At 68.0% G+C, this 22,415-nt stretch carries 21 protein-coding genes, 1 tRNA gene and 1 pseudogene; 9 read left to right on the top strand and 14 right to left on the bottom strand.

From position 1 onward, the window contains the following. Positions 1-216: 216 nt before the first annotated feature. Positions 217-547: pseudogene (locus tag IEX72_RS09975) on the top strand (restriction endonuclease); the annotation flags it as partial. Positions 548-647: 100 nt separating this feature from the next. Here the strand turns inward: IEX72_RS09975 and IEX72_RS09970 are convergent. From IEX72_RS09970 to IEX72_RS09960, 3 genes are all read right to left on the bottom strand, one after another. After that, positions 648-826: transfer RNA gene (locus tag IEX72_RS09970), tRNA-Trp, on the bottom strand. A 53-nt stretch (positions 827-879) separates the two neighbouring features. After that, entirely contained in the window at positions 880-1,101 is a 222-nt protein-coding gene (locus IEX72_RS09965) for a DUF5795 family protein (RefSeq protein WP_188787239.1), read from the bottom strand. 139 nt (positions 1,102-1,240) lie between these two features. Continuing rightward, on the bottom strand, positions 1,241-2,215 hold the full coding sequence (locus tag IEX72_RS09960) for a DUF5794 domain-containing protein (RefSeq protein ID WP_229663815.1): 975 nt from the start codon (positions 2,213-2,215) through the stop codon (positions 1,241-1,243). Between the two features lie 430 nt (positions 2,216-2,645). Here IEX72_RS09960 and guaB point away from each other — a divergent pair, with 430 nt between their 5' ends. Then, a complete protein-coding gene (gene guaB / locus IEX72_RS09955; RefSeq protein ID WP_188787238.1) occupies positions 2,646-4,145 on the top strand; it encodes an IMP dehydrogenase in 1,500 nt (499 codons plus the stop codon). 69 nt (positions 4,146-4,214) lie between these two features. Then, the gene (locus tag IEX72_RS09950; protein WP_188787237.1) at positions 4,215-5,399 is read left to right on the top strand and encodes an MFS transporter; all 1,185 of its coding nucleotides are present in this window, start codon (positions 4,215-4,217) and stop codon (positions 5,397-5,399) included. Between the two features lie 267 nt (positions 5,400-5,666). Here the strand turns inward: IEX72_RS09950 and IEX72_RS09945 are convergent, their stop codons facing one another. The 8 genes from IEX72_RS09945 to IEX72_RS09910 all read right to left on the bottom strand — a co-directional run bounded on the left by IEX72_RS09945 (position 5,667) and on the right by IEX72_RS09910 (position 14,376). After that, positions 5,667-6,230 carry a thioredoxin family protein gene (locus IEX72_RS09945; RefSeq protein ID WP_188787236.1) on the bottom strand — a complete coding sequence of 188 codons (564 nt, stop codon included), beginning with the start codon at positions 6,228-6,230 and terminating at the stop codon, positions 5,667-5,669. A 55-nt stretch (positions 6,231-6,285) separates the two neighbouring features. Then, positions 6,286-6,711, bottom strand: coding sequence for an EamA family transporter (locus IEX72_RS09940; protein ID WP_188787235.1), 426 nt, complete (start codon positions 6,709-6,711; stop codon positions 6,286-6,288). Between the two features lie 126 nt (positions 6,712-6,837). Then, positions 6,838-7,731: a DUF58 domain-containing protein gene (locus tag IEX72_RS09935; protein ID WP_188787234.1), complete on the bottom strand. Its 894-nt coding sequence runs from the start codon at positions 7,729-7,731 to the stop codon at positions 6,838-6,840. Positions 7,732-7,733: 2 nt separating this feature from the next. Beyond that, on the bottom strand, positions 7,734-8,675 hold the full coding sequence (locus IEX72_RS09930) for an AAA family ATPase (RefSeq protein WP_188787233.1): 942 nt from the start codon (positions 8,673-8,675) through the stop codon (positions 7,734-7,736). 41 nt (positions 8,676-8,716) lie between these two features. After that, entirely contained in the window at positions 8,717-9,862 is a 1,146-nt protein-coding gene (locus IEX72_RS09925) for a DUF7502 family protein (RefSeq protein ID WP_188787232.1), read from the bottom strand. Beyond that, positions 9,846-10,211 carry a hypothetical protein gene (locus IEX72_RS09920; protein WP_188787231.1) on the bottom strand — a complete coding sequence of 122 codons (366 nt, stop codon included), beginning with the start codon at positions 10,209-10,211 and terminating at the stop codon, positions 9,846-9,848. The genes IEX72_RS09925 and IEX72_RS09920 overlap by 17 nt, the downstream gene beginning before the upstream one ends. Next, positions 10,208-12,565 carry a vWA domain-containing protein gene (locus IEX72_RS09915; protein ID WP_188787230.1) on the bottom strand — a complete coding sequence of 786 codons (2,358 nt, stop codon included), beginning with the start codon at positions 12,563-12,565 and terminating at the stop codon, positions 10,208-10,210. The genes IEX72_RS09920 and IEX72_RS09915 overlap by 4 nt, the downstream gene beginning before the upstream one ends. Further along, entirely contained in the window at positions 12,565-14,376 is a 1,812-nt protein-coding gene (locus IEX72_RS09910) for a DUF7408 domain-containing protein (protein ID WP_188787229.1), read from the bottom strand. Before IEX72_RS09910 ends, IEX72_RS09915 begins: the two co-directional genes overlap by 1 nt. A 139-nt stretch (positions 14,377-14,515) precedes the next feature. On the opposite strand from IEX72_RS09910, the gene IEX72_RS09905 reads away from it, so the two are divergent. The 4 genes from IEX72_RS09905 (at position 14,516) to IEX72_RS09890 (ending at position 18,067) form a co-directional block, all read left to right on the top strand. Then, on the top strand, positions 14,516-15,004 hold the full coding sequence (locus IEX72_RS09905) for an Lrp/AsnC family transcriptional regulator (protein ID WP_188787228.1): 489 nt from the start codon (positions 14,516-14,518) through the stop codon (positions 15,002-15,004). Further along, positions 15,001-16,197 (top strand): pyridoxal phosphate-dependent aminotransferase, encoded by a 1,197-nt coding sequence (locus tag IEX72_RS09900; RefSeq protein WP_188787227.1) that lies wholly within the window; start codon positions 15,001-15,003, stop codon positions 16,195-16,197. The genes IEX72_RS09905 and IEX72_RS09900 overlap by 4 nt, the downstream gene beginning before the upstream one ends. Before the next feature lie 167 nt (positions 16,198-16,364). After that, entirely contained in the window at positions 16,365-17,141 is a 777-nt protein-coding gene (locus IEX72_RS09895; RefSeq protein ID WP_188787226.1) for a DUF7504 family protein, read from the top strand. Between the two features lie 17 nt (positions 17,142-17,158). Next, positions 17,159-18,067 carry a hypothetical protein gene (locus IEX72_RS09890; RefSeq protein ID WP_188787225.1) on the top strand — a complete coding sequence of 303 codons (909 nt, stop codon included), beginning with the start codon at positions 17,159-17,161 and terminating at the stop codon, positions 18,065-18,067. A gap of 71 nt (positions 18,068-18,138) precedes the next feature. Here the strand turns inward: IEX72_RS09890 and IEX72_RS09885 are convergent, their stop codons facing one another. The 3 genes from IEX72_RS09885 to IEX72_RS09875 all read right to left on the bottom strand — a co-directional run bounded on the left by IEX72_RS09885 (position 18,139) and on the right by IEX72_RS09875 (position 19,590). After that, on the bottom strand, positions 18,139-18,741 hold the full coding sequence (locus IEX72_RS09885) for a HalX domain-containing protein (RefSeq protein WP_188787224.1): 603 nt from the start codon (positions 18,739-18,741) through the stop codon (positions 18,139-18,141). A 157-nt stretch (positions 18,742-18,898) separates the two neighbouring features. Then, positions 18,899-19,354, bottom strand: coding sequence for an RNA-binding protein (locus IEX72_RS09880; protein ID WP_188787223.1), 456 nt, complete (start codon positions 19,352-19,354; stop codon positions 18,899-18,901). 35 nt (positions 19,355-19,389) lie between these two features. Then, positions 19,390-19,590: a DUF1918 domain-containing protein gene (locus IEX72_RS09875; RefSeq protein WP_188787222.1), complete on the bottom strand. Its 201-nt coding sequence runs from the start codon at positions 19,588-19,590 to the stop codon at positions 19,390-19,392. Between the two features lie 330 nt (positions 19,591-19,920). Between IEX72_RS09875 and IEX72_RS09870 the strand changes: the two genes are divergently transcribed. Both IEX72_RS09870 and IEX72_RS09865 read left to right on the top strand, forming a co-directional pair. After that, entirely contained in the window at positions 19,921-21,357 is a 1,437-nt protein-coding gene (locus IEX72_RS09870; protein WP_188787221.1) for a PAS domain S-box protein, read from the top strand. A gap of 254 nt (positions 21,358-21,611) precedes the next feature. Next, positions 21,612-22,274, top strand: coding sequence for a DsbA family protein (locus IEX72_RS09865; protein WP_188787220.1), 663 nt, complete (start codon positions 21,612-21,614; stop codon positions 22,272-22,274). The last annotated feature ends 141 nt before the right edge of the window (positions 22,275-22,415 follow it).

The raw sequence follows: 22,415 nt of genomic DNA, 5'->3' as shown, positions 1-22,415 counted from the left end.
ACACGGGGTTCGATGGGGCCTCAGTGGCCGGGCCACAGCCCCACGAGGGAGACAACCGGGAGTCCCCCTGGCGTGTTGCCGGGTCCCCCCGAGTGCGGGGTGGAACCGACGGGCGACAACCACCCGGATCCGGTGGTCGGATTCCCGCGCCTTCAGCCGCGGGAGGCGGGCAAATTCACAGCTGCAGAGCCGCACCAGAGTCCACACGCCATCGCAGTGACTGTTGAGGACGGTATCCATCGGTGTGTGCACTGTGAGACTTCGGGCACCGACCACGGATACACGGCATTGCGAGAACTGTGGCAGTCACGTCACGACCGAGCGCCTGGAGGGAACGCCCGTCTGTACTGGCTGTGCGGTCACTGAACGGTTCGCGCTCAAACCGAAGTACTTCTACGACGAGAACAATCTCGAAACGTTCCGCGGGAAGTACGAGCAGATGCTCATCCAGCAAAAGGCAATGGAGAACAGACCGCTAACGGGAGGAGGCGTTCTCGCGGTTCTGTTGCTCGTCCTCGGTACGCTACTCGCGTCCGGCATCGTGTGACCGAGGAGCGAAGAGCAAGCCGGTCGGTGTCTGACCGCTTGATGTAGCGCTCACCTGTGGTTAGTAGCGACAACGACCTCTACAGTACTTTTATATGGAGTGGGGTCGGAGGGATTTGAACCCCCGATCGACTGATATCTCCGGTGCGCGCCTCGGTACTCCAGAGGGTCGTCGTCGCGGTCGATGATCAGTCGGCCGCTCGGTATATCAGTCTGGAGTCTCGTCACCGGGCGCTTTGCCTCTGGAGTCAGTCGCCATACCGGGCTTGGCCACGACCCCGCTGCGTCACGATGTACGCCGATCCAACCTAAATGGATTACGATCGGTGGCGGCTACCGATCCGTGTCGGACCACGAACACTCCTGGCACTTGTACGCGGTCACGAACTCGGTCACGCTGGGCATGTATCCGACGGAGAGGACGTTCTCACCGCACTCAGGACACGCCATTTCGGCGTCCTCAATGGATTCGGCTTCAAGCGGGCGCTCGCCTTCGACGAGTTCTGCGAGTCGCTCGGGCGTGACCATCCGGCCTTCGACGACGCGGTTGCTCATACCACCGTCACGGTGTGGAGGGTCCTAAATCCGTCGTGCTCGGTGCCGAGCCGCAACCCCGCCCGGGTCGTGCGGTCTGCAATGATGAACTCTCGGTCGTCGCCGACCTGTGTGAGCGGCAGCCCAGATCGGATCCGTATCAGAGCCACGGCGACCGAGAGCCGTCAGTCTCGGGGTAGCCGTAGCCGACGTCGCCGCCTGATTCCGCGTCGTCGTCCGCCGCGTTGGCATCGGACGCCGCCTCCTCGGCGTCGCCGCCGTCGGAGACCGCCTCCGACAGCGACGCGAGGGCGCCGGCGGCCGGGGGTGCCGCTTCCGGCTCCGCGGCAGGGTCGCCATCGTCGGCGACCGGGTCGTCTCCGACCTCGGCGCCGTCGGCGGTTTCCGCCGAGGGATCGTAGGCGAAAAGCGCCGTCACCCCGAGAACGCCCAGTGCGACCGGCGCCTGGGTTGGCAACAGCCCGAGTACGTCGATCGCGAGCATCCCCAGCGCCACGGAGCTGCCGAACCGGAACCGGTCGAGGTCGACCGCACCCCGGAGGGTCGGGCCGAAGACCGCCACCGCCAGCGCGAACCCGACGCCCACGCCCGCGGCCGCTACAGCCCGACCGATCGTCGCGAGGTCCGGCTCCACGACGAGCGCCGCGCCGCCGAGCTCCAGGCTCGCGACCAACCCGAGCCCGATGATGATACTCGGCGACGGGAGGTACTCACCGACCTTCGCAGAAGCGGTCTTGGCGGCGACCGCGAGGATCACGAGCCCCGCAAACCGCTGGAATACCTCGAAGTTCAGCACCGTGCGCAGCGTCTCCGCAAAGAGCGCCTCAACGCCCGCCACCGGGAGCAGTAGGGCGCCCAAAAGCAGGATCGACGTGATCTGCTCGCGGCGGGTTCCCTGCATCTCGGCGAGGATGACGGCGACCGTCGCCGACCCCCCGAAAATCAACAGCCCGGTCTCGAGGATCCCGAGCGGGCTGCCCAGCGCACCTGCGATGATCAACGCGGGGAATATACCGTCGACTAACGGCAGCGACATAACCGTGGCCAGGAGTCGGGTTCCGCGGCCGACACGCTCTTCGAGTCGGAGCGCAACCGGATGTCTGGAGACGCTCATCCCGCGTCAGCGGCCGTCACCATCGGCCGAACGGCAACACGGGCGCAAGCCTGACGACGCCGCACCGCAGGCTCGGCCGGATTCTCCGAGGTTGACGTTCGCGGGGACCGCATTCCCGCGTTTGAACGACTGCATCGGGGTAAATGTAACGTTCGCACCGAATTCGGAGGTCAGCTGACCCGCGGTGCGCGATGCAGTGGGACACTCGGAGTCCATACATAGGTTTGACACAGACTGGTTATTAAACGTTGCGTGGGACGTATGCCCACAGCGCTTGAGCGACGCGACCGATCTATGCTGGAACCACGGAATTCGTGAGAAATTCCCACACGATGCGGACGAACGTTCACCGTCACAGCGCATCGCGCGGGAGCCGCCTCGGGGCGGGCGTTCTCGCAACGCTTTTGCCGATCGGCTGTGGACCGTTTATATGGCGAACGACGTTTCGAAGACCGAGCCGTTCTCGGAGAAACTCCGCGTCCCGGAGGCGCTGACGTTCGACGACGTACTGCTCAGACCCGCCGAGAGCCGGGTTGAACCCGATGCCGCAGACGTATCGACGCACGTCTCGAAGACCGTTGAACTCAACACCCCCATTCTCTCGGCGGCGATGGACACCGTCACCGAGGGCGAGATGGCGATCGGGATGGCCCGTGAGGGCGGGTTGGGCGTTCTCCACCGGAGCATGGACGACACACGAATGGTCGCGGAGATCCGTCGGGTGAAGCGCGCCGATGAGCTCGTGATCCGCCGGGACGACGTCGTGACCGCAGCCCCGACCCAGACCGTCCGCGAGGTCGACGCGATGATGGAACGGGAGGGTGTCTCCGGGGCGCCCGTTGTCGACGACGACGACACCGTCCTGGGGATCATCTCCGGCACCGACATCCGGCCGTATCTCGAGGTCGGCGAGTCCGACCAGGTCCGGGAGGCGATGACCGACGAGGTCATCACTGCCCCTCGCGAGGTCGACGCCCGCGAGGCGCTTGAGCTCATGTACGACCACAAGATCGAGCGAGTTCCGACCGTTGACGGCGACGACCGGCTGGCGGGGCTCGTCACGATGCAGGGGATCCTCCAGCGCCGCGAACACGAGACCGCCGCCCGCGATGACACCGGGCGGCTCCGCGTCGGGGTCGCGGTCGGGCCGTTCGAGTCCGACCGCGCGACGGCTGCGGACGACGCCGGCGCCGACGTGTTGTTTATCGACTGCGCACACGCCCACAATCTCGACGTCCTCGACAGCGCCCGCGACATCAAGCAGTCGGTTGACGCGGATGTGGTGGTCGGCAACATCGGGACCAAAGAAGCCGCCGAGGCCGCGGTCGACTTCGCCGACGGCCTGAAGGTGGGAATCGGCCCCGGTTCCATCTGCACCACGCGCGTGGTCTCGGGCGCCGGAATGCCCCAGATCACCGCGGTCGCGGAGGTGGCAGATGTGGCCGCCCCCGAGGGAGTCCCCGTGATCGCTGACGGCGGGATCCGGTACTCCGGCGACGCGATCAAGGCGATCGCTGCGGGTGCGGACGCCGTGATGTTAGGCTCGTATTTCGCCGGCACCGAGGAGGCGCCCGGCCGCGTTATCACAATGAACGGCAAAAAGTACAAACAGTACCGCGGGATGGGGTCAGTCGGTGCTATGAAATCCGGCGGGGGCGAGCGCTACCTCAAGGAGGCCGACGAGGACGAAGAGTTCGTCCCCGAAGGCGTCGAGGCCGCGACGCCGTACAAGGGCACGCTCGCCTCCGAGCTTCACCAGCTCGTCGGCGGGATGCGTTCGGGGATGGGGTACGTCGGCGCCGCGACGATCCCGGCGTTCAAGGAGCGCTCGGAGTTCGTTCGGGTTTCGAGCGCCGGGCAGGCCGAGGGCCACCCGCACGACGTGATGATCACCGACGAGGCGCCCAACTACAGCCCCAAACGGGACTAATCCCCCGGTCGACCCGCCGGTGGGAGATCGATCACAACCGATTATTCGCCCCGTTCCGAGCACTGATAGATGACTCGCCGACTGTACGGAGGCCTCTTGGGGATGGTCTTCGCCGTCAACTTCGGGCGCGTCGCCTTCGCACCGCTCGTCGAGCCGCTACAGGCGGCGTTCGGCGTCGGACCGGCGACCGTCGGTGCAGTCGTCTCGCTCGTTTGGTTCGGCACGGCGCTGCCTCGATTGCCCCTGAGCTACGTGCTCACGCGGGTCTCCCGGCGCCGGGTCGTGGTCGTGGCCGGACTGTGCTTGACCGGGGCCGCGGTGCTCACGGCGCTGTCACCGGACATCCGAACGCTCAGACTCGGCGTGGTGGCCGTCGGTGTGGCATCCGGCACCTACTTTGTCTCCGCGGTGCCGCTCATCAGCGAACTCTACCCGGACCGCGTGGGCAAGCGTGTCGGCATCCACGGGACCGCGGCGCAACTCGCGGCCGTGGCCGCGCCGACGGTGGTCGTCTCCGTGGTTGCGGTCGCGACCTGGCGTGCGGTGTTCTGGCTGCTCGCCGTTGCAGCGCTCGCCACCACCGTCGTGTTCGCGATCAGCCTGGGGCGAACCGATGGGGTCCGGGAGGCCCCGCCGGCGCGGAACTTCCGCGGTGTGCTCGGTAACTGGCGGGTGATCCTCACGGGGATGCTCTTTGTCAGCGCCGCTGGGTTCGTCTGGCAGGGGCTGTTCAACTTCTACGTCTCCGTTATGCTCGCCCGCGGACTCGAGACAGGGACTGCGAACGCACTGTTGACGGTCGCGTTCGCGGCTGGGATCCCCGCCTTCTGGGTCAGCGGAACCCTGGTCGACCGGTTTCCAACGGTTCCGTACATCCTGGGGCTGGCCGGGGTCTTCACCGCCGGTGTCTTCGGACTGACCGTCCTCCGCGGCACACTCGCTCTCGGCGCAGTCTCGGTCGTCATCGGATACACCATCCACGGGCTGTTCCCCGCGCTCGACACCTACGTCCTCTCATCGCTCCCGGCCGACACCCGCGCCGGGACCTTCGCGGCCTTCAGCGGGCTCTCCATCGCCATCGAGGCGTCCGGGAGCGGCGTCGTCGGGGTGCTCGTCGGGGCCGGCTATCCCTACGCCGTGGTGTTCCGCAGCTTCGCCGGCGGCCTCGCCGTCCTGCTCGCGGTGTCGGTGGCGCTCTACTGGACGGATCGACTCCCCGCTGACGACCGCGCTGTGGGGGCAGCCAAAGCGTAGGCGCCGGACGCGTCGGTCACAGAGGTACAAGGAGGAAGCCCACGGCTTTACCGTAGTTGCTGAAGTAGCGGTTGTAACACATTCGTGAGCTTCTCTCACGAGTCCTACGTCTCGTGCACCGGGTGCACGCCAATCTAAGTCCCGATCCCGCCTGGCTGTCCAGACGTACGACGCCAAATCAGCAACCACTGTTCAGTCGTGGGTCACTGACGCCGGATCGCTCTCTGTCGCCACGGACGGTCGTCTCGCAGCCTGCGACGGTGACGCCTACTCGTCCGTCCACTTGATCGAACAGCCCTGCGAGGGGGTCGCGTCCAGGGGAACCGCCTCGCCGGCGAGGAGTGCCTCCACGGCCTCGCGCATCTCGTACCGTTCGGGCTCCTCGCCCGGCGACATCGCGTCGTCGAGCCGGGAGTGCAGCGCCAGCCTGAACGTGTCGCCGTCACGCTCGAACAGGAACGGGTCCGGCGTACACACCGCACCGTACCGGCGCGCCACGTCCTGTGATTCGTCGCGGAGGTACGCGGTGAACTCGACCTCGCCGGCCGCGACGCGCTCTTTCATCCGCTCGAAGGAGTCGTCCGGGTACGCCTCGGCGTCGTTGGGGTTGACGCCCACCAGCGCGAGGTCGTCGTACGCCCCCGCGAGGTGGTTCAGTTCGTCCACCTTCGCCTCTGCGTACGGGCAGTGGTTACACGTGAACACCAAAAGCAGGGCGTCGTAGTCGGTGAAATCCGAGAGCGCACATGTCCCCCCGCCGGCCGCGGGCAGCTCGAAGGCAGGTGCCTCGTCGCCCGGTGACAGTTCGGAGTCGGATTCGAGTAGGACCATACGCCAGTTACGCCGCTGATAGTGAAAGAGGTTCTGCGTCGATCGGCCCGACCTGTCACTCCACGCTGACCAGATAGACCGCGACGACTCCGAGGAGGATGCCGACGGCCTTCCGCGCGGTCAGCGACTCGTTCAGGAAGGCGATCCCGATACTGGAACTGAGCACCAGGAACATCCCAAAAATCGGCGAGACGACACTGACCGGCCCCAGGGACAGCGCGCGGTAGTACGCCAGAATTCCGACGAACAGACACGCCCCCGCCAGCAGGACATACTTCTGTGCCGGGTGGGTCGCGTACGCTAAGGCCTCCTCGCCGTTATAGATGACAACGAGCACCGTCCCGACGACGAGTACCCCATTCGAGTACAGCGCAGCGACGTTGCTGGGCATCCGGACCGATCCGGTGGTCGCGACGCTCAAAAGCGGGGGGACCAGCGAGTACGCGACGAGCGCCAGCAGCGCCCACGGGAGGTAGCTCATACGCTATCTCGAACTGCACGCGGATTCACGGTTTCGGTCGGATGGACCGGCACGTCGCTCACCGGCGGCGGTCGGACGGACCGGCACGTCGCTCACCGGCGGCGGTCGGACGGACCGGCACGTCGCTCACCGGCGGCGGTCGACCCGACTCCCCGCCGCGTCCCGGTGCCAGACCCTCGCGAACGTGTCGAAAACATCTGTCCCGGTGTCGACGACGGTGTGTTCGGCCCGGAGGGCGCGGGCCCGTGCCGCGATGTTGGCAACGTGCGATCGGAGCCGGTCCCGGTAGGCGTCGACCGTCGGCCCCGCGAAGTACGCTCGGTGTGTTGCGCCCGTCTCGGGGTCCTCGAAGACGGTATCCCCGGTGGCGTCGGGGTCGCGTTCGCCGGGCGCGACCGTCTGGACCAGGAGGACGTCGCTGTCGCCGACGGCGGCCAGTCCGGCTTCAATCGCGTCGGGGTCTTCGAGGAAGTCGCTCACGACCACCACGAGCGACCGCGAGGCGATCGTCCCGGCGTACGACTCCACAGCGCCGCGGAAGTCGGTCCGGCCGCCGGGGTCGATTCCGTCGAGAACCTCGAGCAACCGGAGGAGCTCCCCGCGGGTGGACCGGTGGCGGTCCAAGCGGTCGACCCCCTCGCCGATGGTGGCAACCCGGAACGTGTCGTGACCCGCGGCGGCGACGGACGCAAAACCCAGCCCGATCTTCGCGGCGAACTCGAACTTGTGGGCGTCGCCCTCGCCGTACGCCATCGACGCCGACGCGTCCAGGAGGATGTGGACCGTGAGGTCCCGCTCGGCCTCGAACTGTTTAATGAAGTACTCGTCCGTTCGGGCGTGGACCCGCCAGTCGATCAACCGGACGTCGTCACCGGGGGTGTACCGGCGGTAGTCGCTGAACGTCAGCCCCTCGCCGACGTTCGAGGAGCGCTGCTCACCCTGCCGGCGGGAGTCGGTCTCGCGGCGCAGCGTGGCCTCCAGCCGCGACAGTTTCTCGAGGAAGTCGGTGTCGAGCGCCATCGTCACAGGAGCGCCGCGACCGCGTCGTCGGGCGTGATCCCCTCCCGCTCGGCGCGGAAGTCGATGACCAGCCGGTGTCTGAGCGCCGGCCGGGCCATCGCCTCCACGTCGGCTTCCGAGACGTGGGTGCGCCCGGCAAGGAACGCCCGGGCCTTGGCGGCGAGCACCAGCCCCATGCTCGCCCGGGGGCTCGCGCCGAACTCGATGTTCTCGGCCTCACGGGTCGCCCGGACCAGGTCGATTGCGCGGTCCCGGATGTCGTCGGCGATCGGCACCTGCCGTGCGAGGTGTTGGGCGCGCTGCAGTCCCTCCCGTGACAGCACCCGGTCGACGCCTGGATCGGGCGCGCCGGTGGTGTACCGCTCGACGATCTCGCGTTCCTCGTCGCGGCCGGGGTACTCCATCAGGATCTTCAGGAGGAACCGGTCGGTCTGGGCCTCCGGCAGCGGGTATGTCCCCTCCTGGTCGATGGGGTTCTGGGTCGCGAGCACGAAGAACGGGCGCGGGAGCTCTCTGGTCTCCCCGGCGGTCGTGACCTGTTTCTCCTGCATCGCCTCGAGCAGGGCGGCCTGGGTCTTCGGCGTGGCGCGGTTGATCTCGTCGGCGAGGACCAGGTTCGCGAACACCGGCCCCTTCTCGAAGACGAACTCTCGGGAGCCGCCGGCCTCGCGGATGATCTCCGTCCCGGTGATGTCCGCGGGCATAAGGTCGGGGGTGTTCTGGATCCGCGAAAACGAGAGGTCCGTCGCCTCCGCGATCGTGCGGATCAGGGTGGTCTTCCCGAGCCCGGGATTGCTCTCGATCACGGCGTTGCCGTCGCAGAGCAGACACACGAGCAGCTGTTCGACCACGTCGGTCTGGCCGACGATCCGCTTTCCGACCTCCCCCCTGAGAGCGGCCAGCCGGCGCTGGATCCGGTCGATCTCGTCGTCGGAGCCGTTCATGCGCGTTCGTCGCTTGCGGTACTCATACTGTGTGGGTGTTGTTACGCCGTGTCGTCATCGTTCTGTGTGTCTCCGTCGTCGAACTCCCTGATCCGGAGGTTATACTCCCGGACGAGTTCGGCGTCCTCGATCCGCTCGTCGCCGGCGTACCCGGCCTGCTGGCTGTCGAACTCCCCGCTGCCGCCGGCGCCGCCGGTCCCGCCGCCGGGCGCGGTCGGCCCCTCGCCGTCGCCCTCACCGGTTCCGGGGACCGTGATGTTCTCGACCTCGTCGCCGGCTTCGACGTCCTCCGCGTCGCCGAGGATGTCGTCGCCGTCCTGGAGTTCGTCGTCGTCGGGCTGCTCGACGTTGGAACCGGGGCCACTGCCGCCGGCAAGCACACCCGCGAGGTCGGGGTTGATCACCGCGATTTGCACGCTCGCGACCGCGACAACCGCAACGAGCACAACTGTGACACTCAGTCGCCGGGCGTCAACCAGTTCCAGCGTCGACGTCTCTTTGAGGGTCGCGATCACGTCGGCGTAGAGCCGCCGCGCCATCTCGGTGTCGCTGCCGCCGTCAACCGCGTCGCGGGCGGTCCGCAGCGCCTCCCGAACCGGCGGGTTCGCCGCCTCGAACCGTTCGACCGACGGCCGGCGAAGTCGGAGCAGGGACGCCCCCACAAACCCGACGCTCCCGACGCCGACCGCCGCGATCGACGCCACCCCAACGGTCCGTGGCGCGACAGGGCCGACTGCCGGGACGCCCCGCAGCACCGCGAAGACGACGCCGGGCAGCGGCACCGACCCCGACAGCGCCGCGGGCGTCGCGAGCGACAGGAGGAGGTTCGCGACCACGGCCACGAGCGCACCTTCGACCGCGGCGTGGACGAGCGCGGCCTTCCAAACCTCCCGCCTGACTGCCGACAGCGCCGCGGCGATCCGATCGGTCGTGGCGCTCGGGGCGCTGGTGCCGTCGGAGTCGGAGTCGGAGTCAGCGCTCCCGAGGCCGAAACCGGCGTTTCGGGCTTCGCCTCCGTATCCGGTGCCGTCGGTGCCCTCAGCACCGGCATCGACCGCGTCATCACCACCCACATCGTCGTTGCCGGACGGGGACTCCCCAGATGGGGACCTGTCTGACCACTCGATCTCGTCGAGCCACTCGACGGGGTCGCCATCTCCGTCGGGGTCGTCACTCGGATCCGACATTCTCACACTCCTCGGGCAGGCTGACGTTCTCCCCGCGCACCTGGTCACAGACCGACCGAAGGTCGTCCCGGGCGTCGTTGCGTTCCGACCGGACCTCGGTCAGCGTCTCGTTTCGCGCGCTCAACCGCCCCCGGAGCGAGTCGACCCGGTTTTCGAGCGTCTCGATCCGGTCTCTCGCCGAGGCGAGGTTCTCCCGGAGCTGTTCGTTCTGGGCTCTGAGTTGCTCGTTTTGGGCACCGACCTCCGTCACGCCGGCGCTGTACAGCACCGTCGCTCCCACGGTCCCCGCCGCGAGGACCAGGATGGTCGCGACCACCGCGAGGCTCAGGGGCCGGCCGACGAACGTCACTGGGCGCCTCCGTCGGGCGTGGTATTTCGGCGACGGACTTGAAGCCGCCGGTAGCTCACTTCCAGCGTAAAGAGCACCAACCCGAGCACGAGCGGGAGCCACGTCCAGTCGGTCTCGACCGGACGGATCCCGCTGGCCTCCTGGGCCGCAAAGCGCGCGATCCGCGTGCCCTGCGCCGCGGTGAACTCCCGACCACCCGTCTCGTCGACCAGCCGATCCAGCTCCGGCGCCGGCCCGAACGCGGCGTACTCCCGCGGGTAGTTCGCGGCGTACGCCGCGCCGAGCACCTCTACGTACCCCGGCTCGGTAGGGGTCACCGACGCCCGGAACGTCTCTTCACCCACCCGGCGGAACGCGGGTTCCTCGACCGCGGGGCGGTCGCGCCCGCGGTACGTCACCGTCGTCGACTCGCCAACGCGGGTGTCGGGGATCCCGGTTATCCCGGTGGCTTTCCGCTCGGGATCACCGATAACGTAGTTGGTGCTCCGGGTGAGGAGAAGGGAATCCGGCTCCTGGAGCAACCCGCCCAGGGTGCCGTCGCCGTCGTGGGCGGTGAGCACCGCGACCCGGCCGAGCCCGTACCGCCAGGACGCGAGCGCGGGCTGGCCGTTCGACCCCGCGACGAGGTAGTCCGCGCCGCGCCGGACCGACACGTCGTTGAACGACTCGGGCGACGACGTGAGCGTGACGCCCGACGTGACGAACGCCCGCCGGTCCAACACAACGAGCCCCGACCCGCCGGCCGCGCCCGCGCCGCCGAACAGAATCCCCAGCCGCGTGGTCTCGGTCGCCCGGAAGTAGCTCCCGCCGCCGCCGCCCGCGACCGTCCGGAGCGTCCGCTCGTTGAGTCGCTCGCCCGCACCGACGGTGATCACTCGGACGCCACGTTCGGAGAGTTGTGCTGCGGCCGCGGCGGCGTCGTCCGGGTTGTCGCCGCCGTCGCTCACGACGATGACTGTCCCCCGGCGGTCGCCGAGGAGTTCGCCGCCGCCCCGGACCCCCGCGGCGATGTCGGTCGCGCCGCCCGCGCGGAGCCGCCGGATCTTGTCTCTGAGTTCGCCGCGGTTCTCCGAGAGCGGTTCGACCGCGGAGACGCGGTACGCCTGGAAGTTGAACCCGACCAACCCGACCTCGTTCTCGTCACCGAGCTGGTCGAGTACCGACAACGCGGCGGCTTTCTGGACCCGCATCCCGTCCTCGGCGCTGCCGGAGACATCGACCACCAGGACGATGTTGGTGGCGCTGCGCTGGCCCTCGCCGATCGACACCGGGAGCATCGACGCGAAACTCGACCCCCGGTAGCCGCCGCGCTCGAACGCGTTCGGGCCGCCGACCACGAACAGCCCACCGCCGCCGATCACGAACTCCTGGAGGCGGTCGACGTTCCCCACCTCGGTAGCTGGCGTGTCCTGGACGACAACCGCGTAGTACGGCGAGAGATCAGCCGGGACCTCGTCGGCGGTGTTGACGTCGTAGAGCCCGCCGAGATACTCGCTGAAGGGGTACTCCCCGTCGGAGACATACAGGATCTCGGGGCGTTCAACCACGCGGACGGTCTTTCTGAACACGTCGTTCTCGGAGAACCGGTCGACGGTGTCGACCTCGGCGGTCACCGTGTGGGTGCCGTTGGTCTCGAAGGTGTGGTTGAACTCGACGGTCGCGGGCGCGTCTTCGACCGTCCGCTTGGCGACCTGCTCGCCGTCGACCCGCACCGTGAGCGTCGCGGAGACGTTCCCGCCGACACCGTCGGCTCTCGCAGTGAACCGGTTCTCGACGCCGAGACTCGCCTTCTCGGGGCCGGCGACCGTCACGTACCGCTCCGCGGTCCGGGGTTCGGGCGAGACCACGGAGACCGACGCGTTGACCGACCGCGCGAGCTCCGTCGCGGCCCCCAGCGACTGGCCCCCGGTCACCCGGCCGTCGCTGAGGAGCACGATGCTGCCGTTCTCTTCGAGGTTCGCGGCGACCGCGTCGCCCACCGGCGAGGAGTCGTTGGCGCCCACCGGCACCCGCCGGACCGCCACCCCCTCGGCCTCGATGTCCTCGGAGAGCCGGTCGGCAACGTCAGGCGTGACCGCCGTGCTGTCGGAGCGATCCACGAGCAGCGTGACGCTCGGATCCCCCGTGGTCTGGCGGGGCTGGACCGTGTACGGCCCCGCGGCGGAAAGCACCACCAGGGCGACGACCACGACCCGGACCGCGAACAGCCACTTCCGGGACCGTGGCGACGCCGTCCCCGACGCCCCCCGGTACAGCAGCGCCCACACCGCGGCCGCGGCCGCCGGGAACGCGAGCAGGAACGCCGGCCGCGACAACCCGACCGACAGCACGTCGGTGAGTTCGACCGCGACCATCAGAGGTCACCCCGCCTGCGGAGCGCCACCAGTTCCCCCAACACGGCTGCAACGACACCGAGTGCGACGAACTCGGTCAGCGGGTCGGGCGCGGTCCGCTCCTCCTTCCGGGTTGTCGGGCCGTCACTCGTCGACGCTTCGACGTCCGGGGCGACAACCGCCGACTCGCCAGCATCGAGCAGCGACGCGCTGTACCGAACACCGCCGGCGGTGTAGAACCCCGGCTCCGAGGCCGAGAGCGACGCCGCGGTCACCTCGCCGCGCGGCGTCTCGACCGTGGTTTCGCCGTCGAGCGGGAGCCGGTCGCCGGTCGCGAGGTTCAGTCGCGGCAGCGACTCCCGCCCCGCCAACGCGAACACGCTCCGCTTCCAGAAGACCGGGTACTCGAAGTCGTATTTGAACGTCGACGCCGACTCGATGTAGCCGTAGTAGAGCACCCGGCCGCCGTCGCGGGTGTCGGTCGCGACGATCGGTGTCCCGTCGGTCGTCGACAGCACCGCCCGGCCCGACCGGAGTTCGCCCCGGAGGTACCGCTCCGGCGGCGGGAACGTGAGGTCGCGGGTGAGTTCCGCCTCGGCGGGCGTCGCGAGCGTCTGGGTCGAGGCGACGGTGTCGGGGTCGATCAGTAGCAGGTCGCCGTACGCCCCCACCGGCATCGACTCGCCGGCCTGGATCCCGACGCCGCCGCCCGCCGCTACCGCGTCGCGCCCGGCGGCGACGTGTTCGTCACCGATCTCCCCAGCATCGACGCCGGTGTAGAGCACCACGTCGTAGGCGTTGTTGGGCAGGTCCGGCACCGACCCCGGCGGCGCGACTCTCGTCACCTCAACGGGATCGATCACCGACAGTGCGGTCTCGAGATACCGGTTTCGGTCGTTCGCGACCACCAGCACGTCGACCGTGGCGTCCGCCGGCGCGGCCACGTACGCGACATCGTCGATCGGAAACGAGTCCCGGGGTGAAAGCTGGACCTCGCCGCCGTCGGGCGGGACGGGAACGGTGACGGTGCGGACGTCGCCCGGCGCCAGTTCGACCTGCTCCTGCTCGTCGCCCAGCGACACCCGGCGGGTCACGGTCTCGCTCCCGAAGTTCCGCACCGAGACCGTGACCTCCTCGCCGGCGAAGCTCCGGTCGACGATCCCGACGTTGTCGGCGCCGCCGCCGTCGAACTGCCGGAGGTCGACCGTGAGCCCCCGTGCTTCCGCCGCCCGAACCGCACTCCGCCACTCGCTGGCGCCGGCGAAGTCGCTGACGACGACCACCCGCGCGTTCTCGCCTGCGAGGCTCGTCGCCCGCGAGATCGCGGTCCGGAGGTTGCCGGGCGCGCCGGTCGGCCGGAGGGTTCCGAGGGTCTCTTCGGCGTCCGCCGCCGTCCCTGCGCGGAGCGGCACCGACGCCCCGTCGTCGGCGACCACGATGGAGGTTGTCGACGTGGTCGCGTCGCCGGCGGCGTCGACCGCGCGCTCGAACCGGGTCGCGCCGTCGGACTCCGTGTTCATGCTCGCGGTGGCGTCGACCACCACGACCGTTTCCTCGACGGTCTCCGATTGGGCCGCCGGTACGTACGGGGTCGCGAGCGCCAGGGCGAAGAGCAGGATCGCGAGCAGTTGCAGCAGGAGAACGACGTTGCGTTGCAGCCGCCGGAACAGCGGCCGCGACGACGACGTGCCGTCGGCGTCGACCAGAAAGCGGGTCGTCGGCAGCCGGAGCCGGCGGGGGTCCGGCCGGATCAGATAGAGGACGACGACGGGCAGCGCCGCGAGCAGGGCCGCCAACCCCAGCGGGGAGACGAAGACCTCCGAGAGGACCATCGTTCGGGAGGCCGGCCCCCGGGGTATTGGACCTTTCCCACTCGGCGTCCCGTCGCGCCCCCGACAGGTCCGCTCCTCGGCCGGTCCCGGCGTCCCCCGGAGAGCAAACCATTTCAACCGGGCACGCTTCGGATCCAGTATGGAAGCGAAGCGGGAACTGCTCGACCTGTTGCTGAGTGACGCTCGCGAGAGCACCGAGGACATCGCGCGACAGCTCGGCACCGACGCAGCAACGGTCGAGGCGCTGGTCGACGAGCTGGAGTCGGAGGGCGCGATCCGCGGCTACCAGGCGGTCGTCGACTGGGACAACGTCGACGAGTCCCACGTCCGCGCCGAGGTCGAGTTGAACGTCGAACTCGACCGCGAGACGAAGTACCGCGACATCGCCACCCGGATCGCGAAGTTCTCCGAGGTCTCGTCGCTCCGGCTGGTCTCCGGAAGTTACGACTTCGCGGTCGATGTCGAGGGCGAGTCGATGCACGATGTCTCGCGGTTCGTCTCCGATCAGATCGCCCCGATCCCGGAGGTCACCCAGACGGTGACACACTTCGTGATGACGACGTACAAGGAACGCGGCGTCTACTTCGGCGACGGCGACGACGACGATCGTCTCGCCATCTCGCCATGACCGCCGGCACTGGGGAGTCCGAGGACGAACACACCGGGGAGTCGAGCCACCTCTCCCAGCGGGCGCAGGAGACGCCGCCCTCGGGGATCCGGCGGTTCTTCGAGTTGGCCGAGGAGATGGACGACCTGATCTCGCTCGGGGTCGGCGAACCCGACTTCTCGGCGCCGTGGGCCGCCCGCAGCGCCGCGATCGACTCCCTGGAGCGCGGTCGGACCTCCTACACCGCGAACCGCGGCCGACGTGACCTCCGCGAGGCGATCGCAGACCACGTCCGGCGGTACGACCTCTCGTACGATCCCGACGAGGAGATCCTGGTGAGCACCGGCGCGAGCGAGGCGGTCGACCTCGCGATGCGGGCCCTTGTGGATCCCGGCGATACCGTTGCGGTCCCACAACCGTCGTATCTTTCCTACGGGCCGACCGTCTCCTTTGCGGGTGGGGAGGTGTTGCCGGTGCCGACGCGCCTCGAACACGAGTTCGCACTGACATACAGTGACCTCGAACGCGCCGGGGCGGAGGCGGCGTCGGTGCTGGTGCTGTGTTACCCAAACAACCCGACCGGTGCGGTCATGACCCGCGAGGAACTCGCGGACGTCGCCGAGTTCGCTCGCGAGCACGACCTCTTCGTGGTCTCCGACGAGATCTACGCGGCGCTCAGATACGATGACGACCACGTCTCGATCGCGACCCTGCCCGGAATGGCCGAGCGGACGATCGTGTTCAACGGGTTCTCGAAGGCCTACGCTATGACCGGGATGCGGCTGGGGTACGCGCTGGGACCGCCCGAGATCGTCGGTGCCATGAACCGGATCCACCAGTACACGATGTTGTCGGCGCCGACCACCGCGCAGTTCGCCGCGATCGAGGCACTGCAGAGCTGTGACGACGCCCTCGCGGAGATGCGGCGGGCGTTCGACCGGCGACGCAACTACGTCATCTCACGGTTCAACGAACTCGGGATGGACTGCTTCGAGGCGAAAGGCGCCTTCTACGTCTTCCCGGAGTGTCCCCCGGGGTGGGAAAACGACGAGGCGTTCGCCGAGGAGTTGATCCACGAAGAGCGGGTCGCGCTGGTTCCCGGCAGGGTCTTCGGCGAGGGCGGCCGCGGCCACCTCAGGGTGTCGTACGCGTCGGGGATGCCCGAACTGAAGACCGCGCTCAACCGGATCGAGTCGTTCGTGAGCCCCGACTGACCGGGCCCTGTCCGCGACCGCTCGCCGGTGACCCACAGACGCGCCGACGCTTCCCGTGCCCATAGACCAGTTCGCTCCGCCGCGGTTTCGACGCGCACCCCCGGCGAACCTATCACCGGGAAATCAAAACCTATTAACGGATTCAACCTCGGCGTACACAACGAACGATGCGCAGAGGCGGTGTCAACGGGGCTGTTCCGGGCACTACTGTCGGAGTCGCGACCGCTCTCGACGAGCTGAAATCCCGGGGGAGCGCGGTCTTGGTCGTCGGGACAGTCCCGGCATCCGCCTACACACGGCTGTCCGCGCGGCTGCTCGGAGAGGGCCCAGACCGGCGCCGACTGGTTGTCGAGCACCGCCCCAGCCCGGACCAGCGGTTCGATCACGTCACCCGCTGGACCCCCGAGTGGACCCGCGTCTTCAGGTACCGGATCGCGTCCCGCCGGTCGACTGCGGCCGCCGACGCTCCGGAAACCGAAGGGGAGTCTTGGACGTCCGAAGCTCCCGACACCGACTCGGGTGCGACCGCAGACTCGACCGACAACGAGGGGTACGCGGCAGTGGCCGAGTCCGTCAACGGGTCGGTTGCGGACCTCGGGGCCGCTGTTGGGGGTGCAATCGAGTGGTTCGACGACGTCGTCGGCGGGCTGGATCCCGCGGAACTCCGGGTCGCGTTCGACTGTGTGGTCCCCCTCCTGTCGGCGTACCCCAAACGGACCGTGTTCCGGCTGTTCCACCTGCTCACCTACCAGATCCGGAGCGTCGGCGGGATGGGCCACGTCCGGGTGTCGCGGCCGCTGGACGCCGAGAGCGTCCGACTGCTGGCGCCGCTTTTCGACGCGATTATTGAACTGCGCCTCGACGGGACCGAGGCGGTCGACCGGTGGCACTTCCGTGACGCCGACGTCACCTCGGAGTGGCTCCCGGTCGCCGCGAGCTGGTAACTCTCCCCAGTACGTTTTTGCCCCTGTGCCGGAACGGGCGACACGATGCACCGGATCGCCGGCGCCTCGGAGCGACGGTCACCCCCGGCTCGACACCCCGGCTCGTCACCGACACCGGGTTCACCCGCGAACTGGGCGCCGACGGCGACCTCGAGGGCGACGTCGAACGGTTGCTCAAACGGACGTTCTTCCTGGACCGTCTCACCCGGACCGAGGGCTTCTACCGGGTTGACCTCAACGAGCGGACCGCCCTCGAGCCGGACCTGGCTCCCGACGTTGGGCTCGACTTCGCCGACCTGTACGGCCGGTCGATCGGCGCACGGCTCGAAGCGTACCTCGACGTGCCCGACCGGACCATCGAGGCCCACGCTCCGCGGTGGAAGCTCACCGCCTACGTCACGCCGACCGCATCGAACGTCGAGTCAGTTCCGTTTCTCGCCAACGACCTGGTGACTGTGACCACACCGACCGCCGAGCCAACCGGCGGCTCCGCCACCCAAGCCGCGGCCGTCGACGGGTTCCTCCGCCGGCCGTCGTCGCCGTCTGCCGGTCCGGATGCGACGCCGGATCCCGCCCCGGCCCCGGGAACGGGGACGTTCACCCGGAGTGCGGACACACAGAGCGGACAGCCCGGACCCGACCGAACCCGGACGTACGTCCGACCGCCCGAGACCGACGCGCTCGAACAGGCGTGGGTTGGCCCGGGGACCCCCATCGGCGCGAGCAAAGCCCTGGAGGCGGCGTACCGGAACCGGCTCTCACGGGGCCCGTTGAGGGGGACATCGGCATCACCGTCGTCTGCAACGACCCGCGGATGGCCGCCGAGCGCGACGCGGTCGAGGCGGTGTACGGGTCCCGGGAGTCGCTGCCGTTCGACGTGCGCACCTACTACGAACTCCCCGCCGACTCCCTTCGAGAGGTGCTGAAAGCCGACACCGAGTTCCTCCACTACATCGGCCACATCAACAGCGAGGGGTTCGAGTGTCCCGACGTCGCGCTACTCCGTGTCGGACTCGTCGTCGAACGCGAACGCGTCGCCGAGGTCACGGTACATAACGTCGATTTCGTGGTCCTCGTCGACGGTGGCGAGCGTCTCGTCGAGGTCGGCCCGGAGTTCGGCGACCCGCTCGGACAGCTCTTGATACTCCTCGTTGGTGTCGAGGGTGGCCGGATCCTTCTCGGATTCGAGCAGCGCCTTCTTCGACGCCAGCGCGAACAGTTCCTGGATCCCCTCGTCGTAGGTGTTGCGGAGCAGGAGGTTCTCGACGGTGTCTTCGAGCGCGTCCCGGGCGACGGGCTTGACGAGGTAATCGTCGAACCCCATCTCGACCACGTCGAAGTCGGGCTCCACTGCGGTGACCATCGCAACCCGACAGTCGACTCCCCTCTCGCGGATCGCTTCCAGCGTCTCGTCGCCGGAGAGGTCGGGCATCCGCCGGTCGAGCAGCGCGATATCGACCTCGTCGTCGAGTTCGTCGACGGCCTCGCGGCCGCCGTAGGCCACGCGGACCCGGTACTCGTCTCTCAGCCACGTCGCGTACAGGTCGGCCAGGTCCCGTTCGTCCTCGACGACGAGCACTAGCGGCGGGTCAGCACTCATAGATGTGGGTGCGGTGGTCTGGGTCCACCGATATATACTCCTTCTCGCGGGAGTATATCAAAATTCCTTTTATCATCCCGGAGGCGCGTGCTGTGATCACTCACCACGGTTTCGGGACGTCGGTCCCACGGCCGTACCGGGGGGCCCACACGCCCAGTCATTCGTCGCCCCGGTCGGGGTCAAGCGTTGCCGCGCGGCCGAGCGCCTCGCGGGCGTTGTCCACGGCAGCGTCTTTGGTTGCGGGGTAGGCTTCGACCTTCGCACGCAGTGTGATCCCGTCACCCCGTCGGACCTCGCCGCGAAACGCCGCCTGCTTGTCCACCCGGAGAAACAGTTCGGTGTTGTCGGTGACCCGGTCGTCGAGTTCGTCGAGCAGTCGCTCGAACTCCGGGAGCTGTGCCAAGCGGGCCAGGACGTACCGCACACCGTCGGCGTTCTCCACCCGCGCCGAGAGGACGACGATCCGGTCGCCGTGGTGGCCCTCGCTCTCGATCCGCTCCACATCGAACTCATCGGGCAGGAGTGTCCGGAGGGCGCGTTCGACCCGCGTGACCTGTTCGGTCTCATAGCAGAACGTCCGCAGGTCGACGTAGTGAAACGGGATCCGGGGCATATACGGGATTCACACCGCCGACGGGAAAACTCCGTCTACTCCCCGTCGTCGTCCGCCGCCCCGGCGGGATCGAGCTGATCGGCCGCGATCCCGACCTCTTGGCCGTCGTCGAAACTGACGGTGTAGGTCGCGTCGCCGAACATGGTCTTGACCACCTGTGTAATGCTCCCCTCCTCGCCGTCGAACTCGCTGTGTTTGTCGTGCAGTACTACAGCGTCGTTCTCTTCGAACTCCATACGCGAACGCGACGTGCGGCGGTAAAAAGTCGACTGGTTCGGCGTCGACACCGGTGGTCCGGCCCGCAACGGGCGGGCTCTCCGAGTCGGTCGGGGTTCGGTGCCGCGAGCACCGCGCGGGAGGCGGCAGGCGCGTTCAGCGACGGATTATCACCGATACACGAGCGTACTCGAAACGGTGTCGCTTCGACTGGAGACACACCGGCGTGTGTATCCGGTCGCACGCTCAGCCACACGGCGTCGCGCGATCGATCGAGCAAAACACCTGCAAAAATTGCCACAGTCTACGGGTGCAAAACAGACACACCTGCACTGGGCGTACTACCACCAATGGGAGACGATACGGGCCCCCGCCGGGACGACGACTGCGAGCGCGACTGGTATCGGACGCTCGTTGAGGAGGTAGACGACCTCACGACGGTCATCGACGCCGACGGGACAGTAACTTACGTCAGCCCGGCGGTCACGCGCATCCTCGGATACGAACCCGACGACCTGGTCGGCCACGACGTAGACGAGTTCACCCATCCGGAAGACCGAGACCGGAACGCCGACGCCTTGGAAACCGTCCTGTCGAACCCATCGGGATCTGAAACGGTCGAAGTCCGGTTCCGCCACGCCGACGGCTCGTGGCGCTGGATCGAAGCCACGATTCGGAACCGACTCGGTGACGGCGTCATCGATGGGGTTCTCCTCAGTAGTCGGGACATCACCGAGCGGAAGGAGTACCAACTCGAAGCCGAGGCGCTCGCCGGGGAGTACGACGCCCTCTTGAACAACGTGGAGGACGCCATCTTCCTGATCAACGTCAGAGAAACCGCGGACGGCCTCCGATTCGAATTTGAGCGTCTCAGTCCGTCCTACGAGCGCCAAACCGGTATCACGACCGAGGCCGTACAGGGTCGAACACCACTGGAGGTGTTCGGTGAGGAGCAGGGGGCCGAGTTGGCAGCGAACTACCACCGGTGTGTCAACGCCGGCGAACCGATCTCGTATCAGGAGGAACTCCGGGTCGGTGACGGAGCGCGCTTCTGGCAAACGAAGATTGCGCCGGCGGTCTCCGACGGCAGGGTCACCCGTCTCGTTGGAATCACTCGAAACGTGACCAACCGCGTCGAGCGAGAGCGCTATCTACGCCAGCAGAACGAGCGTCTCGAAGAGTTTTCGAGCGTTATCTCCCACGACCTGCGCAATCCGCTCAACGTCGCACAGGGTCGTGCCGCACTCCTCGCCGAGCAGGTGGAGAGCGATCACCTCGAATCACTCCGGTGCGCGCTCGACCGAATGGAGGGAATAGTCGAGGACACACTGACGCTTGCCCGCCAGGGTGAGATCATACGCGAGACTGAGTCGATCAGTTTGACCGACCTCGCCGGAAAATCCTGGGCGACGGTCGACACCGCGGACGCAACCATCGAAATCGCCGACGATGTGTCTTTCCAAGGCGATCACGACCGGTTGCGGCACGTTTTCGAGAACTTGTTCCGAAACGCCGTTCAACACGGTGGACCCGACGTGACTGTCCGCGTCGGGTCCGATACCGAGGGTCAGATCTACGTCGAAGACGACGGACCGGGCATTCCGGTGGCGGAGCGCGACGAGGTGCTGGAGCCGGGACATTCATCCGCACACGGTGGTACCGGGTTCGGGTTGACTATCGTGCGGCGGATCGTGGAAGCTCACGGCTGGGCCCTGTCTGTGACGGATGGAACGGACGGCGGCGCGCGGTTCGAGGTCGAGATGACAGACCACGCACGGTTCGAGTGAGCGGTCACCGACAGTCCGTGGCCACACCTCGGAACGCGCGGCCCGACCCACCGGACACAGCGTGTGCGACGAACCACCCCCGTCGTTCGCAGGAGGCCCGGAATATCTCGACCGACGAACCCAACTCCGGCGCCGGCTGGAGTGAGCGTTTTGACGGCCAGTTCGGTCCGGACGACGTGAAGCAGTCCGTGCAGACTGGTCTCTGAGACACCGTTGACCGGGAGTATATATACGTCCACCACCTTCCGGCGGGTATGCCCACCACGCGACGCGCCTACCTCGCCGCGGTCGGTGCCGCCGCCGCAGTCGGAACGACCACCGGGTGTCTCGGCGGCGGCTCCGCCAGCGCGCTCCCCGACGGGTGCGACGTCGGGTCACTCGAGTCCGTGTCGTCGCTCCCGCGGCCGGCGCTCGGCCCCGACGACGCCGCCGTGACGGTTGACGTCTTCGAGGACTACGCCTGTCCGCACTGCCAGACGTTCACCCAGGACGTCTATCCGGAGATCAGATCGAAATATATCGATCCCGGCGAGATCCGGTACCGGTTCTTCGATTTCCCGATCCCGGTCGACGACGAGTGGTCGTGGCGCGCCGCCTCCGCCGCCCGTGCGGTGCAGGACCGCGCGGGTGCCGGGACGTTCTTCGCGTTCGCGAAGGGCGTCTACGACAACCAGGACCAGCTGTCGGACGAGGGCCACCAGGTCGTCCACGATGTCGCCGAGGACCTCGACCTCGACGGGTGTGCGGTCGCCGCGGCGGCCGAACAGGAGCCCTACCGGTCGATCGTGGAGGCCGACAAACGGGCGGGAACGGATCGCGGGATCCCCGGCACGCCGGCGGTGTCTGTCGACGGCGAGGTGCTCGATGGGTACGGGTGGGACACCGTCGACACCGGTATCCGGCGCCGGCTGGAGTGAGCGTCCCGGCCGGAGCCGCCACGCCGCCGGGCCGCGTTACGGAGAATCGAGGAGAAAGCCCCGTGCTTTAGCGCTGTCTCTTACCCATAAGTTAATCGAGTCCCAAACGGACGTTTTAGACGCTGTCGAACCCAATCTGTC

Origin of the sequence: Halobellus salinus, from assembly GCF_014646875.1 — an archaeon.
GTDB classification, from domain to species: Archaea; Halobacteriota; Halobacteria; order Halobacteriales; family Haloferacaceae; genus Haloquadratum; species Haloquadratum salinum.
This window is presented reverse-complemented; position numbering and strand designations above follow the sequence as displayed.